The 14247-nt window shown below is 75.5% G+C and carries 13 protein-coding genes; 7 read left to right on the top strand and 6 right to left on the bottom strand.

The window, feature by feature from the left end:
- Positions 1–15: 15 nt before the first annotated feature.
- Entirely contained in the window at positions 16–1140 is a 1125-nt protein-coding gene (locus FKD65_RS01735) for an LAGLIDADG family homing endonuclease (RefSeq protein ID WP_141575602.1), read from the bottom strand.
- A 165-nt stretch (positions 1141–1305) separates the two neighbouring features.
- On the opposite strand from FKD65_RS01735, the gene FKD65_RS01730 reads away from it, so the two are divergent.
- The 3 genes from FKD65_RS01730 to FKD65_RS01720 all read left to right on the top strand — a co-directional run bounded on the left by FKD65_RS01730 (position 1306) and on the right by FKD65_RS01720 (position 4256).
- Positions 1306–2928, top strand: coding sequence for a glycoside hydrolase family 10 protein (locus FKD65_RS01730; RefSeq protein WP_141575600.1), 1623 nt, complete (start codon positions 1306–1308; stop codon positions 2926–2928).
- Between the two features lie 57 nt (positions 2929–2985).
- The gene (locus FKD65_RS01725) at positions 2986–3186 is read left to right on the top strand and encodes a DUF3040 domain-containing protein (RefSeq protein WP_141575598.1); all 201 of its coding nucleotides are present in this window, start codon (positions 2986–2988) and stop codon (positions 3184–3186) included.
- A gap of 623 nt (positions 3187–3809) precedes the next feature.
- Positions 3810–4256, top strand: coding sequence for an ATP-binding protein (locus FKD65_RS01720; protein WP_168220907.1), 447 nt, complete (start codon positions 3810–3812; stop codon positions 4254–4256).
- 57 nt (positions 4257–4313) lie between these two features.
- Here the strand turns inward: FKD65_RS01720 and FKD65_RS44695 are convergent, their stop codons facing one another.
- Together FKD65_RS44695 and FKD65_RS01710 are read right to left on the bottom strand one after the other, a co-directional pair.
- On the bottom strand, positions 4314–5432 hold the full coding sequence (locus FKD65_RS44695) for a YafY family protein (RefSeq protein WP_205718510.1): 1119 nt from the start codon (positions 5430–5432) through the stop codon (positions 4314–4316).
- Between the two features lie 137 nt (positions 5433–5569).
- A complete protein-coding gene (locus FKD65_RS01710) occupies positions 5570–8425 on the bottom strand; it encodes a hypothetical protein (RefSeq protein WP_141575593.1) in 2856 nt (951 codons plus the stop codon).
- Positions 8426–8579: 154 nt separating this feature from the next.
- Between FKD65_RS01710 and FKD65_RS01705 the strand changes: the two genes are divergently transcribed.
- A complete protein-coding gene (locus tag FKD65_RS01705; RefSeq protein ID WP_141575590.1) occupies positions 8580–9608 on the top strand; it encodes a DMT family transporter in 1029 nt (342 codons plus the stop codon).
- A gap of 38 nt (positions 9609–9646) precedes the next feature.
- Here FKD65_RS01705 and FKD65_RS01700 read toward each other — a convergent pair whose 3' ends face one another.
- Positions 9647–10474 carry an ABC transporter permease gene (locus FKD65_RS01700; protein WP_141575588.1) on the bottom strand — a complete coding sequence of 276 codons (828 nt, stop codon included), beginning with the start codon at positions 10472–10474 and terminating at the stop codon, positions 9647–9649.
- A 17-nt stretch (positions 10475–10491) separates the two neighbouring features.
- Positions 10492–11439: an ATP-binding cassette domain-containing protein gene (locus tag FKD65_RS01695; RefSeq protein ID WP_141575586.1), complete on the bottom strand. Its 948-nt coding sequence runs from the start codon at positions 11437–11439 to the stop codon at positions 10492–10494.
- Between the two features lie 94 nt (positions 11440–11533).
- On the opposite strand from FKD65_RS01695, the gene FKD65_RS01690 reads away from it, so the two are divergent.
- Both FKD65_RS01690 and FKD65_RS01685 read left to right on the top strand, forming a co-directional pair.
- Entirely contained in the window at positions 11534–12247 is a 714-nt protein-coding gene (locus tag FKD65_RS01690; protein WP_141575584.1) for a TetR/AcrR family transcriptional regulator, read from the top strand.
- A gap of 55 nt (positions 12248–12302) precedes the next feature.
- On the top strand, positions 12303–13109 hold the full coding sequence (locus FKD65_RS01685) for a hypothetical protein (protein WP_141575582.1): 807 nt from the start codon (positions 12303–12305) through the stop codon (positions 13107–13109).
- Positions 13110–13248: 139 nt separating this feature from the next.
- Here FKD65_RS01685 and FKD65_RS01680 read toward each other — a convergent pair whose 3' ends face one another.
- Positions 13249–13701 (bottom strand): thioesterase family protein, encoded by a 453-nt coding sequence (locus FKD65_RS01680; protein WP_168220906.1) that lies wholly within the window; start codon positions 13699–13701, stop codon positions 13249–13251.
- A gap of 167 nt (positions 13702–13868) precedes the next feature.
- Here FKD65_RS01680 and FKD65_RS01675 point away from each other — a divergent pair, with 167 nt between their 5' ends.
- On the top strand, positions 13869–14243 hold the full coding sequence (locus FKD65_RS01675) for a nuclear transport factor 2 family protein (RefSeq protein WP_141575577.1): 375 nt from the start codon (positions 13869–13871) through the stop codon (positions 14241–14243).
- Positions 14244–14247: the final 4 nt, after the last annotated feature.

The raw sequence follows: 14247 nt of genomic DNA, 5'->3' as shown, positions 1-14247 counted from the left end.
GCCCTTCCGGCTCCATCAAGCCCCGGCCGCCGCTGGTGCGCGGCAGGAATCGGAGATGACCCCGTCGGCCACGACGTTCCCCGCAGCGGTAACGACCCCGTACAAAGGGATCTTGGATCCCAGTTCGGTGATGGAGATGATCCCCAAGGGCGCGTCGCTCTTGAGCGCCACCCCTTCCATGGACGTCTTCCGGGTGATCGCCGGACGGATGAGGTGGAACAGCCGTGCCCGCTCACGCAAACCGCCAACGAGGCGGATCGGGGTCACCGGTAGGTTGACGTGAGTGCGTGGAGTTTCGCGCACCGCACGGAAACCGAAATGGCACAGGCACTCTGTGATCACGGACAGGATCTGCGGGTCGGAGTTGGAGATCCTCAAAATCCCACTGCTGCAGGATCCCTCCGCGTCGAAGATGCCGGCCAAGAACCCCTTCCGCCATCCTTCGGACGGCGGCGCCGACGGCCACCGGACGAGCTCTTCGATCGCCTCTACCGCCGACTTGCTCTGAGCGCGGATGGCGTTCACCCTGCGCCGCGCCTCCGTGGCCTCGGAGAAGACGAACTCACGAGTGGGGACACCGAAACCTGCGAGATAACGGCGGCTCCTCTCAAGCGCCTCGTCATCGGCCAGTGCGAGACGAAAGCGGTGGACGACGGCATAATGCCTGCCCGGGGTGCCTTGAGGATAATGACCCAAGTGTCCGTCACCTCGTATCATCCCGCACAGGTAACCACGCCGGTAATCACCATCTACCTCAGGGGGCGAGGCGAATTCGCCGATCCCCATCAGACTGTTGTTCACAGTGAGATGCGGCCGCCTTCGGGAACCTTGCTCTGCCCCCGTGACGTGCTTCCAGCCCCGCTCGCTGAGGAGGCGATGGTCAGCGCCCGCCTCGAGCCGGGTCCCGTCGCCCAGGGTCACCAGGAACGCCGGGGCAACGCTTCGCCGTAACTCGACCACGCGGGTGAGAAGGTAGCGGCGGTAACGACCGGCCATGTGCGTCCCGTAGACGCGGTCCGCTGACCGCAGTTCGTCCAGACGCTTCGTTCGCCCGTCCGCCAGCAGAATCGGAGTGTCTCCGGCCAGCCCGGCGTGCACCGCCACAACCTGGCCGGTCCGGTCTGCGAATGCTCCACGCATGTGACACCTCCTCGTCACGATGGCGATTCGTCTCGCCACCCAGAGCATGGAACGGGTGTTCGAAGATCGCAATGCTCGGATCGGGCATAACGGGACAGTGAGGGATCACACGGGCATAGGCGTTTCGTGCATGGCACTGCGGCGCGTGCGTAACAATGGGCCGCTATGGCATGGCGATCCAGGACCCGGCAGGCGGCCGCGGCGGTGACGGCGGGAGTGTCGGCGGGCGCGCTCGCCGCGTGCGGCATCACCGCCCTCGGCGGCACGGACGCGCGCGAGGGCGGCGGGCTCGGCCCCGTGCCCCCCGGCGCCAGGGCCGAGTGCCCGGCCGTCCCCGCGCCCGACGGCGCCGAGGGGCGGCAGCTGCGCGGCATGTGGATCGCCAGCGTCGGCAACACCGACTGGCCCAAGGACCCCGGCGCCTCGCCCGCCGACCAGAGGAAGCAGTTCACCCGGCTCCTCGACACCGCCGCGGCGATGAACATGAACGCGGTGTTCGTCCAGATCCGCCCCAACTCCGACGCGTTCTACGCCTCCCCGTACGAGCCGTGGTCGCAGTGGCTCACCGGAACCCCCGGCAAGGACCCCGGCTACGACGTGCTGGCGTTCATGCTCAAGGAGGCCCACGCCCGCAACCTGGAGTTCCACGCCTGGTTCAACCCCTACCGGGTGTCGCGCCACGCCGACCTGAAGAAGCTGGCGCCCAAGAGCCCCGCCCGCCTGCACCCCGACTGGGTCCGCAAGTACGGCAAGGGCCTGTGGTACGACCCGGGCCTGCCCGAGGTCCGCGACCTTGCGACCAAGGCCGTCATGGACGTCGTCACCAAGTACGACATCGACGCCGTCCACTTCGACGACTACTTCTACCCCTACCCCGAGGACGGCGACTTCCCCGACGACGCCGCCTACAAGGCCTACGGCGGCGGCATGAAGAGGGCCGACTGGCGACGCCGCAACGTCGACACCCTCGTGGAGTCGCTGTCGGGCCGCATCCACGCCGCCAAGCCCTGGGTGCGGTTCGGCATCAGCCCCTTCGGCGTGTGGCGCAACAAGAGCAGCGACCCCGCCGGGTCGGCCACCTCCGCCCTGCAGAGCTACGACGACATCTACGCCGACACCCGCAAGTGGATCCAGAAGGGCTGGCTCGACTACGTCACCCCCCAGCTGTACTGGCCCATCGGCGACCCCCGCGCCGACTACGCCGAACTCGCGCCCTGGTGGGCCCGCCAGGTCAAGGGCACCGGCGTCCAGCTGACCATCGGGCAGGCCGCCTACCGCGTCGGCGAGGACGCGACCTGGCGCAAGCCCGCCGAACTGTCGCGCCACCTCACCCTCAACACCCGGTACCCCCAGATCGCCGGCGACGTGTACTTCAGCGCCTCCGACCTGGCCGCCGACCGGCGCGGGTTCGCCGCCCGCCTGCGCAAGGACCACTACGGCCGCCCCGCCGTCGCGCCCGTCCCCGCCCGCCGCGGCGGGCAGGCGCCCCCGCCCGTCCAGGGCACCGCCGCCGTCCCCGCCGCCGGCGAGCAGGGCAAGGGCGTGAAGGTCACCTGGCGGCCCTCCGAGGGCGCGACCTCCTACGCCGTCTACCGGGTCGAGGGCGCCAAGCCCGCCTGCGCCCCCGTCGACCCCCGCCGCCTCATCGCCGACGTCCGCGGCGGCGGCATCATCGACCCCGCCGCGAAACCCGGCCGCTCCTACACCTACTACGTCACCGCCCTGGACCGCCTCCACCACGAGAGCCGCCCCGGGCGCGGCGCGACGGCCACCGCCCCCGAGGGATAACGATCATGGTCCGTGGGGAGGAATCTCACACCTGAGCACCCCCCGGAGGTATGGAGCATGGCGCTGTCGATGGAGGAGCAGCGGATCCTCAGCCAGATCGAGGTCCGCCTGAGCGAGGACGACCCGCGGCTGGCCCAGCGCCTCGCACGCCTCGGAACCCCCCGCGGCCGCCGCGCCCGCACGATCGCCCTCGCCGCGGCCGCCGTCCTCATCGTCGCGGCCGCCGTCGCCGCCGGCATCGCCGCAGCCGTCCTGTGACGGCGCCGCACGCGCCCCTGCGCCGCTGACCAGCGTCCGCGAGGGGGGGTCATCTCCCGGGCGGGGGACGCCCGCTCCGTCTGCGGTTCCCGCCTGCCCACCGCCCGGTCCGCGCCGGCGCGTGGCGTCGGCCGCAGGCACCGCGAAAGCGCCAAGGCCCCGGCGGGACGAACCCGCCGGGGCCTTGGCGTTCAAGCCGGTGTGGTGGTCGCCTCACGGCGAAAGGCACAACGAAGCTCCAGCCCGGACCGCATGGGACCGGCGGTATTCCCCGAAGGCATCAGGTAGAGCCCGGGGGACACATGCCACACCGACGCACCCACTGTAGCGGCTCCGCGCGAGTGCCTCCTCCACGCCACCCCGCATGTGAAGTTCACCTCACCCCGCGGTGAGGGTTGCCTACGCCCGTGCACCGCCGCGCCCGCAGACGCGTCCACGAATATGAGTCATACGGGGAATGCGGGGAGACCGGCCGGTCACCGGGCGGGGGAACGCGCAGCACCACGAGGACCGGCGGCCAGACCCGGCACAGGTGAGGAGACGGGGCAGTGCGCACCACGGGGACGGGGACCACGAGGCCTGCGGGCGGCGGAACCGCCGGCAGGGACGACGGCGGAGTTACGGTGGCCTGGGACCTGGCCCCCGACCCCCGCGCGGTGTCGCGGGCACGCGCGCTCACCCGCCGGACACTGCGGCGGTGGCGCGTCACGGGCCGCGACGACACCGACGACATCGTCCTGATCGTGGACGAGCTCGTCACCAACGCCGTCGTGCACGGCACCGGGCCCGTCCACCTCGCCCTGCGCCTGGACGCCACCCGCAGCGGCGTCCGCCTCACCGGCGAGGTCGGCGACGCCGACCCCCGCGCGCCCGGCACCACCCCCGGACCGCCGCCCGTCCTGGACTGGTCCGAGGCCGGCCGCGGGCTGCTCCTGGTCGCCTGCCTGGCCACCGAGTTCGGCGCCCGGCCCGCACCGCCCGGCAAGACCATCTGGTTCACCCGCGACCTCGACCCCCTGGACACCCCCGCCCTCACCGTCGACGCACAGCTCGACACCCCGCCCGACTGACCCCGCCCCGACCGGCCCCGTCCGGGCGGGCGTGGGGGCGGGCCGCACAGGGCGGCGTCAGGCCTGCAGGGGGCAGCGGTCCACGACCCACACCTCCTCCTCGTCGCCCGCCGGCGGCAGCGGCGGCTCGTCGGTGAGCCGGTCCAGATGCCACTCGATATGGGCCAGCGGCCCCCGCCAGCCCGCCAGCAGATCCGCCAGGGGACGCGGCGGGCCCGGCGGCCCGTAGGGGCGCGGGTCGGGCAGCTCGGCCTCCCACAGCGCGTCGTCGCAGCCGGCCGCCCAGTGCGCCACCCCCTCCAGCACCTGCTGGAGGTCGCGCGCCAGGTCGCCCAGCGACCGCAGCGCCATCGCGTCCTGGATCATCCGCTCCCGCGCGTCGTAGGGCATCTCCCGCCCGAACGCCGCGGGGAACGGCGGAGGGCGGCCCTCCAGCACCGGCTCCTCGCCCGTCGCCGCCGACCGGACCGCCGCCGCCTGCCAGCGCGTCCACTCCGCCAGATGCCCCAGCACCCCGCGCAGCGCCGCCGCGCCCGCGCCGCCGCCGCGGACCTCCGCGGCCGCCTCCCGCAGCCGCGACCGCACGAACTCCAGCCGGTCGAGCGTCCACGCCCGGGCCCGCGCCGCGCCCGCCGGGCCGCGCGGCCCCGCCCCGCCCGCCGGGCGCGCGACCGGCACCCGCAGCGCCGCCAGCAGCTCGTCCAGGTCCCGGACCTCCGCGCCGCGCCCCGACAGGAACGCCGCCCCGATCCGGTCGAGCCGGAACATCCGCGGCCCGTCGCGCATGCGGCACCACCCCACCAGGTACTCCCCGTAGGGGGCCGTGACCAGGCCGTGCGCCTCCACGTCGCGGAAGCTGCGCGCCCCCGCCTGGTCGGTGTAGGCCAGCCGCACGACCCGGCGGGCGCGGACCGCCTCGGCGAGCGTGTCGCGCACCGGGCCCATCAGCGACCCGACCTCGCTCAGCGGCTCGCGCGCGGCGGGCGCGGGCAGCGCGTACCCGCGGCCCTTGACCGCCCGCACCGGCAGCCCGCCGTGCGTCAGCAGCTCCAGGTCGCGGCGGACGGTCCGCTCGCTGACCGCCAGCCGCGCCGCCAGCACGGCCGGGTCCAGCGGCTCGGGGGAGGCCGCCCGCAGCTCCGCGACTAGCGCCAGCAGCCGGTCTACGCGATCCACGCACCCATCGTGGCCCCGCGCGCCCGCGCCGCACCGTCCCGCAAGGGCTCAAAACCCTTACCGGCGGAGGTTCCGGGCCCCCGCGCCGCGCCGGTGCGAGGGGGCCGCCCCGCCCGGCGGCGAACCGCGCGGGCGGGTCAGCGGCCCGACAGCTCCACCGCCAGGCCCTCGAAGTCGGCCGCCGTCAGCGACAGCGCGCTGCCGATCGCCTGCGTCGCCTCCGCGCTGCCCAGGTGGCGCTGCGCGGCGCGGTCCAGGTAGGCCTCCACGAGCCGCGCCCCGGTCAGCCGGCCCCGCGGCCGCAGCGACCCCACGTCGCGGTTCACCACCGCCCACGCGTCCGACCCGAGCCGCAGGCTGCGCTCCTCGGCCAGCAGCCGCACCAGCGCCGCGCGCGCCTGCGCGCCCGACAGGTCCGGCAGCCGCACCGCGCGCAGGTCCGTCACCAGCTCCGGCGACGCCGCCGACAGCTCCCCGACCCGGTCGGGCTCGCACGTGCCGAGCAGCGCGGTGTCGTTCACGCCCTCCAGCCGCGTCCGGTACAGCACCGACGCGTAGGCGGGGCCCTGCGCCTCGTCCAGGATCAGCCCGTCCAGGCCGTCCAGCAGCAGGACGTGGCCCGAGTGCTCCTCCAGCGCCGCCCGCAGCCCGTCGGGGCCGTGCTCGCGCAGGTCCTCGGCGTGGACGGCGTGGACCTCGCCGCTGGAGGCCTCGACCTCCGCCAGCGCGCGGGCCACCATCCGCGCCAGCCGCCGCTGCCCGCTGGACGGCGCGCCGATCAGCAGCAGCGCCGGCGCCGACGCGCTCGACACCTCCTGCCCGCGCAGCCGACGCGCCCACTTGCCGCGCCGCCGCACCTCGGTGACGACGCGCTCGATGTCGTCGGCGCCGCACAGGAACCGGACGCCGTAGGCCTCGGCGACCTGCGGGGCCTGTTCGGGCACGGGCGCGGGCGGCAGCGGGGGCGGCGGCTCGGAGACCGGCGCCGGTGGCGGCGGCAGGTCCGCGTGCGGCGCGGGCGCCGGCGGGACGGAGGGCGGCGGGACGGAGGGCGGCGGGACGGGAGGCGGGCCGTCCGCGCCGGGCCAGGCCGGTCCCGGGTCGAGCTGGGTGCGGAACGCGTCGGTGTCCAGCTGCGTGTCCTGCGGCTCCGAAGGCCACACCGGCTCCGGCGCGGGCTCCCGCCGCGGCGCGGGGGACGGCCCGGGCGCCGGGGCGGGAGGCGCCGGCGGGGGCGCGATCCGCGGCGGCGGCGCGTCCGAGGCGAACGGGTCCGGTGCGGGCGCGGCGGGCCGCTCGTGCCGGGGCTGCTCGTAGTGGGGGCCCGGCTCGGACGGGGACTCCGACGGGCCCGGGAACGGCGGCGGCGACACCGGCGGAGACACCGGCGGGGGCGGGGGCGCGTACTGGAACGGCGGCCCGGACCCGGCCGGGCCGGGCGGCTCGGGCGCGGGCACCGGCGGGGCGGCCGGGGGAGGGGCGGGCGCCACCGCGGGCGGCGGGCCCGGGGCCTCCTGCGCGGGCTCGGGCACCGGCGCGACCGGCTGGTCGGCGCCGGAGGAGGCGCGCTCGGCGGCCATGTGCGCGCGGGCGGCCTTGATGATGTCCCACGCCGACAGCTCGTCGGTGGAGGGCGGGGTGTGCATCGCCGGGGACGTCAGCTCCGCCGCGACCGCCTGCGGCACCGCGAACCCCGTCGCCGGGGGCGGCACCTGCGCCAGCCGGCACCAGGTCAGCCCGAGGGTGTAGGTGGTGGCCAGGAGCGCGGAAAGGGCGTCGGAGTCGTCGCCGCGCAGCGTGTCGGGAAGCCGGCCGTCGCGCGGCCACAGCGACCGCAGCGGGTGCGCCGGGTCGCTCAGCACCGCCTGCAGCGTGCGGGCGCTGTCGGCGTCCAGCCAGCGCTGCAGCGCCGGCAGCGCGCCCGGCGCGGCCTGCAGGTCGGCGGCCAGCACCGCGACCCCGGCGCGGCGGACCTCGTCGTGGCTGCGCCCGGCCGCCGCCGGGCGCGGCCCGGACAGTTCCGCGACGATCTCCTGGAGGTCGTACAGGGCCAGGCGCAGGTACTCGCCCGGCGCGGTGTCGCGCACCATCGGGGTGGCGAACTCGGCGGGGCAGCGGCGCCGCCACTCCTGCAGGATCGCCTCGGGCCCGTACCGGACGGTGGCCAGGTCCTGGTTGACCATCCGCAGCGACGTCGCCGTCACCGCGGCGAGGGCGTCGGCGCCGGGACGGAACCGGGGGTCGGCCTGGAGCCCGGCGGCGACCTCGTACATGACGCGGGCGATGTGGGCGGCGCCGCCGCCGTCGCCCGCTCCGAGCCGGTGGACGTAGTAGCCGGCCAGGGTGCCGAAGTCCGGCGGCATCATCCAGTGCAGCTGCTCGGCCGAGGTCGTCAGGAACGGGATGAACGACTCGATCAGGGGGTGCTCGGTCAGCACCACCGGGGACCCGGCGCACCACAGCAGCGCGCCCCACGCGGCGGCGACGGTGCTGGGCGTGCCCGGCTGGAACATCGGGTCGCGCTGGGCGAACTGCTGCGGGTTCACCGCCAGCGCGGTGGTGAGGGCCTGGGAGATGCGGGCGACGACGGCGGTGTCGGGGACGGGCCCGAGGAACCCCAGCGGCGCGACGCGGCCGGCCGCGAGGTCGGGGCCGGTGGGGAACAGCTGCGGCGGGACCGGCGGCGTCCCGGCGCCCCGGGGGGCGGGGACGGCGACGCGGCGGTCCTCGAACTGCGCGGGGGGCGGGCAGGGGTGCCAGGTGCCGTCCAGGCCGCACCGGTACCAGCGCCCCCACGCCCCGTAGAGCCACCACTCGCCGGCGCCCCACAGCATCCGCGCGGCGATCTGCGCGGCGCGGTCGGCGGGCTGGGCCGTCTGCCACCACGGTGAGGCCACGAGCTCGCGCACGTTGCCCTCGACCGAGGCGAACAGGTCGCCGCTCGGGCCCCCTCCGGTTCCGCCGGGCCCCGCCCCGGCCGCCTGCCAGCTCATCCGGCGAATAGTAGTAGCAGCGCGCGTTCGGTCCGGCATCGCCCGCATTACGGGCGAGTAGCCCCCGATCGACGTGTAAGGAGCGTTATGGCAGGATGCTCATTAGCCCGCCGGGGGCGGGCCCGGCGGCGCACCGCGCGACCCGGGGGGCAGGATGGACGGCGCCGCACGGACCCGCGCGTGGGGCCTCGGCCTGGCGCTGTTCTCCTCGGTGTGCTTCGGCGCGTCCGGGCCGTTCGGCAAGGCCCTCATCGAGGCCGGGCTCGGGCCGCTGCAGGCGGTGTGGCTGCGCATCGCGGTCGCCGCGCTGGTCCTGGCGCCGCTGGCGCTCCTGCTGCGCGGGGGGGCCGCCGTCCGCGGCCTGCGCCCGCACCTTCCCGCCCTGGCCCTGTACGGGCTGGCCGGTGTCGCCGGCTGCCAGGCGTTCTACTTCGTGGCCGCCTCCCGTCTGCCGGTCGGCGTGGCGATCCTGCTGGAGTTCAGCGGCCCGGTGATCGTGCTGGCGTGGCTGCGGCTGGTGCGCCGCGCGCCCGTGCACCGCACCGCCGCGGCCGGCGTCGCGACCGCCATGGCCGGGCTCGCCCTGGTCGTGCAGGTGTGGACGGGCCTGTCGCTCGACCCGGTCGGCCTGGCCGCGGGGCTCGGCGCCGCCGCCTGCCAGGCGAGCTACTTCCTCATCGTCGACCGCCTGGCCGGGCAGGTCGACCCTCTCGTCATCACCACCGCCGGAAGCGTCGTCGCCGCGCTCGCCCTCACCGGCCTGGCCGCGCCGTGGACGATGCCCTGGCGGGTGCTGCCCGCGCCGGTGCCCGTCGCCGGGCACGCCGCGCCCGGCTGGGCGCTGGTCGCCTGGATCGGGCTGGTCAGCACCGTCCTCGCCTACCTCACCGGCGTCGCCGGGCTGCAGCGGCTGTCGGCGCAGGTCGGCGGCGCCATCTGCTACACCGAGGCCGTCGCCGCCGCCCTCATCGCCTGGGCGGCGCTCGGCGAGCGCCTCACCGCCGCGCAGATCACCGGCGGCGCGGTCGTGCTGGCCGGCGCCTACATCGCCCAGCGCGCCGCCGCCGCCCACCCCGAGGTCCTCAACGTCGCCGCCGCGTCGCACGGCCCGGGCGGCGCGCCGGAGGCCGGGCGGGGCGCCGGGGGGAGCCCGAAGGCCCGCGCCGGCGCCCTGCCCCCGTGACCCCCCCGTGACCGCGCCGGCCCCGTGACCGCGCCGCCTCAGGCGTTCTCGCGGCGGAACCGGCGGGCGCCCAGCGCCACCGACGCCACCAGCAGCACCACCGCGGTGAGCGCGCCCTCCGCGACCGCCGCCGTCGCGTAGTCGCCCAGGAACGCCGCCCGCGCGGCGTCCACCATGTAGCGGAACGGGGTGAACCGCGACACCGCGTCCAGCCACCCCGGCGCCAGGCTCATCGGCAGCAGGATCCCCGACAGCAGCATCAGCGGCAGCGTCACCGACGTCAGGATCGGCGCGAACGAGTCCTCGGTGCGCGTGCGCAGCGCCACCGCGTACGACAGGGACGCCACGCTCACCGCCAGCGCCACCACCAGCGCCAGCCCGACGGCGATCCCGCCCGCCGGGGCCCGCAGGCCCAGCGCCAGCCCGACCGCGACCACCGCGACCGCCTGGAAGGCGACCACCACGGTGTCGCGCAGGACCCGGCCCAGCAGCAGCGCGGTCCGGCTGGCCGGGGTGACCCGCAGCCGGTCGGCCACCCCCGACCGCAGGTCCGCGATCAGCCCGAACCCCGCGAACCCGGCGCCGAACATCGCCAGCTGGATCAGCACCCCGGGCACGAACACCTGCCAGGCGCTGCCCGCGCCGAACCCGCGCACGTCCACCAGGTCCGACAGCAGCGGCCCGAACAGCACCAGGTACAGCAGCGGCTGCACCGCCCCGAACACCACCGCGACCTTGCTGCGCAGCGTCTGCCGCATGTACCGCAGGAAGATCAGCCGGGTGTCGGACGCGACCTGGCCGAGGGCGGCGAACCGCCCGGGCGCCTCGGCGGCCCGCGGGGGAGAGGGGAGTGGTTCAACGGGCATGGGGGGACTCCTAAGGTTCAGGCCGCGTCGCGCAGCGAGCGGCCGGTGACGGTCAGGAACACGTCGTCCAGGGTGGGACGGGCCAGGCTCAGCGAGGCCAGCTCCACTCCCGCGCCGTCCAGCGCGCGGATCAGGGACATCAGCGCCTTCTCGCCGTCCTCGACGGTCAGCCGCAGCGTCCCGCCCGTCACGGCCGCCTCGCGGACGGCCGGGTGCGCCGACAGCGCCTTGCGGGCGGGCTCGACGCCCGAGCCGTCCGCGAGCTCCACCGTGACCACGTCCCCGGCGACGCGGCGCCGGAGCTCGGCGGGGCTGCCCTCGGCGACGATGCGGCCCCGGTCGATGATCAGCAGCCGGTCGCACAGGGCGTCGGCCTCCTCCAGGTAGTGCGTGGTCAGGAACACCGTCGTGCCGTCCCGCTCGCGCATGCCGCGGACGTGGTCCCACAGGTCGCCGCGGCTCTGCGGGTCCAGGCCGGTGGTCGGCTCGTCCAGGAACAGCAGCGGCGGGCGGTGCACCAGCCCGAGCGCGATGTCCAGGCGGCGTCGCTGCCCGCCCGACAGCGACCCCGCCGGGCGCCGCCCGAGGCCGTCCAGGTCCAGGCGCGCGCACAGCTCCGCGATCCGCGCGGCCCGGTCGCGCACCCCGTACAGGCGGGCCTGCAGGTCCAGCTCCTCGGCGACCGGGACGCCCGGGTCGGTGCCGCCGCCCTGCGCGACGTGCCCGATGCGGCGCCGCACCCCCGCCGGGTCGGCGCGCAGGTCGCGGCCGGCGACGGTCGCGGTCCCCGCGGTCGGCGCCAGCAGCGTCGTCAGCATCCGCAGCGTCGTGGTCTTCCCGGCCCCGTTGGGGCCGAGGAACCCGACGATCTCGCCGGGCGCGACCGACAGGTCCACGCCGCGGACGGCCTCGACCGCCCCGTGCCCGCCGGTGAAGGTGCGGGCGAGCCCGCGAGCCTCGATCACGATGACCTCCTCTGAGAACGACCGCGCTAGCGTAACCCCAAATTTGGTGTCACACCAAGTTTTCACTGACTCCAAGGAAGGTATATTCCGGGGCATGGCTGAGGACCACGTCCCCGACAGAGAGCCGGAACTCGGGCTGCGGGAGCGCAAGAAGCGCGAGACGCGGCGCCGCATCGCCGACATCGCCACCGGCCTGTTCATGACCCGCGGGTTCGACAACGTCACCATCGCCGACGTCGCCCGGACCGCGGACGTGTCGGTCAACACCGTCTTCAACTACTTCAGGACCAAGGAGGACCTGTTCTTCGACCGGCAGGACGAGATCGTCGAGGCCGCCGGGCGCGACTTCCGCGAACGCCGCCCCGGAGAGGGCGCCGTGGCGCTGTTCCGCCGCCGGTTCTTCGAGGGCCTGGACGCCCGCGCCCACCAGACCGCCTTCCACGAGGGCTCGGAGGTCTGGACCCGCACCGTCCGCGACAGCCCCGCCCTGCTGGCCCGCCAGCGCGAGATCGGCCGCCGCGCCCAGGACCTGCTCGCCGAGCAGCTCGCCGAGGCCACCGGCGCAAGCCCCGACGACATCGCCCCCCGCGCCGCCGCCGCCATGATCTTCGCTGTGCAGAGCACGCTCGTGGAGCAGATCTCCGACCGCAAGAGCGCGGGCGAGACCCTCCAGGAGATGGCCGAGGACGTCTACGCCGCCGCCGCCCGCGCCTTCGACCTCCTCGAACACGGCCTCGGCGCCTACGCCGCCGCGCCCGACCCCGCGGCGCCGGACGGCCCCGCGGCCGACCCGACCATCCGAAATTGAGTGTCGAGCCGCTCCCGATCATTCCTAGACTCCATGGTTGCGGAGGCGAACAACCATGGACACCCCCACGCTCCTTGCCCACCTGCACCACCACGACACCGCCCTGAGCCTGCCCCGGGGCGCCTGCCTGCGCTGGGACGACGCGGACCTGCACCGCGCCGCGCACACCGGCGACCCCGAGCACTACGCCCTGCTCGGCCTGGCCCCCGGCGTGCGGCCCTGGCAGCGCGCCCGGGTGCTCCTGCAGGTCCTGGCCGCCTCCCAGGCCGGGCTCGACGAACCCGCCCGCGCCGTGCAGGCCCGCGTCTCCCGCGTCCTGACCCTCGCCCTGCCGCCCGCCCACGTCATCACCGTGCTGCTAGCGCTGCGGCGGCTGCGCGCCAACCACAAGCACACCACCCGGACCGCGCTGCGGTTCGTCCTGGAGCACCCCGCCGCCGACGCGCTCATCGCCGCGCGCCGCCCCGCCCTGCGCGACTGCTTCGAGCACGCCCTCGGCGCCGCCACCGCCCGCGGCTGCGCCCGCCGCATCGCCGGCGGCGACACCGCCTCGGACTACCTCCAGCGGCGCCTGCTGCGCTTCCTCACCGACCCCGCCGCCGCGCCCGCCCGCGTCCAGGCCCTCTACCACCCGGGCGGCCCCGCCGCCGGCCCCGCCGCCCTCGGCGAGCCGGTGCTCGCCGTCGAGACCGCCCGCCCGTACCGGGGCGGGCCCGCCGAAGACCTGCGCGCCCTGCACGACCGCCTCGACGACCTCGAACGTCAGGCCGACGCCCTCACCGCCCGAACCGGCCCCCACCTGCCCGGTCAGCCCCTCACCGCCGCCGGACGCGCCCTCGGCGCGTCCCAGTTCGCCCGCTGACGCCGCACCCCGGGACCGCCCCGAGGCGAAAGGGGTTGCCCCGAGGGGGCGGCACCCACTTGAATCGGATCCGCGGGAACTGTGCCGGGCACGTCAGACCGGCCCCAGACCGGGGCGCGGCGCGATGCTCGAGACATCGTCAGGGCGACTGCGAACCTGACGCGGCGCCGGCCGCCTGTCCCGCCCCGTCCAGGTAAGGCTCCAGAACCGACCTCACCTGCGGCGGCATCTCCTTCTTGGCCTTGGACGCCGGGTCGATGAACACGTGCCGCACCTCCCCGTCGGCGATGAGCCGCCCGTCGATCCGGAACACCGGACGCACCACCATGCTCGTCGTCCCCAGATGCGCGACCGGCATCGACACCTCCAGCAGCTCGTCGAACCGCGCGCCCTCCCGGAACCGGATCCGCGCCTCGGCCACCACCAGGTCGTAGCCCTGATCCACCATCTGCGCGTAGTCGCCGAACAGCGCCCGCCACATCTCCGTCAACGCCACGTCGTAGAAGAACAGGTAGTGGCCGTTGAACACCACCCCCTGCTGGTCGCACTCGCTGTACCGGACCCGCAGCCGATGCGCGAAGATCTCCCTCATACCCGGCATTCTGCACGCCGCCGCCCGCGGCGCTCCACGACCGCCCCTGGCCGGCCCCCGCGCGTCCATAACTGTTGCTTCTGGATCCAAGCAGAACCCTCTCTTGGACTTCTGGACCACGGCCGACGAGCATGGAGGAAACGACCGGAACGACCTGGGAGAACGCCGTGACGCGATACGAGAAGGCCATGCGGCCGGAGGACATCACCCGCCTGTTCGTCGAACGCTCCAACGCCGGCGACGCGGCCGGCGTCGCCGCCCTCTACGAGGAGGACGCGGTTCTGGCCTACCCGCCCGGCTCCCAGACCGTGGGACGCGAGGCGATCCGCGAGATGTGGGAGAAGGTCCTTGCAGCCGGCCCCCGCTTCGAGCCCGAGGAACCGCTCCCCACCCTGCTCAGCGGCGACCTCGCCCTCACCTCCACCCCGCCCAGGGACGGGGCGGGCGCACGCGCCCAGGTCGTCCGCCGCCAGCCCGACGGCAGCTGGCTCCGCGTCCTCGACCAGCCCGAGTTCCTCCCCCCGACCGGAACCAGAGCCTAGGACC

This window comes from Actinomadura sp. WMMA1423, assembly GCF_006547145.1.
In the GTDB taxonomy this organism is placed as follows: domain Bacteria; phylum Actinomycetota; class Actinomycetes; order Streptosporangiales; family Streptosporangiaceae; genus Spirillospora.
Note: the sequence above shows the minus strand (reverse complement) of the source record. Positions and strands in the feature narration are given on the sequence as shown.

Excerpts from the sequence above, each read along its gene's own strand:
- FKD65_RS01730 (WP_141575600.1), top strand. The coding sequence starts at position 1,306 with ATGGCATGGCGATCCAGGACCCGGCAGGCGGCCGCGGCGGTGACGGCG.
- FKD65_RS01725 (WP_141575598.1), top strand. The coding sequence starts at position 2,986 with ATGGCGCTGTCGATGGAGGAGCAGCGGATCCTCAGCCAGATCGAGGTC.
- FKD65_RS01685 (WP_141575582.1), top strand. The coding sequence starts at position 12,303 with ATGGACACCCCCACGCTCCTTGCCCACCTGCACCACCACGACACCGCC.
- FKD65_RS01735 (WP_141575602.1), bottom strand. The coding sequence starts at position 1,140 with ATGCGTGGAGCATTCGCAGACCGGACCGGCCAGGTTGTGGCGGTGCAC.
- FKD65_RS01710 (WP_141575593.1), bottom strand. The coding sequence starts at position 8,425 with ATGAGCTGGCAGGCGGCCGGGGCGGGGCCCGGCGGAACCGGAGGGGGC.
- FKD65_RS01680 (WP_168220906.1), bottom strand. The coding sequence starts at position 13,701 with ATGAGGGAGATCTTCGCGCATCGGCTGCGGGTCCGGTACAGCGAGTGC.
- FKD65_RS01690 (WP_141575584.1), top strand. The coding sequence starts at position 11,534 with ATGGCTGAGGACCACGTCCCCGACAGAGAGCCGGAACTCGGGCTGCGG.
- FKD65_RS01700 (WP_141575588.1), bottom strand. The coding sequence starts at position 10,474 with ATGCCCGTTGAACCACTCCCCTCTCCCCCGCGGGCCGCCGAGGCGCCC.
- FKD65_RS01705 (WP_141575590.1), top strand. The coding sequence starts at position 8,580 with ATGGACGGCGCCGCACGGACCCGCGCGTGGGGCCTCGGCCTGGCGCTG.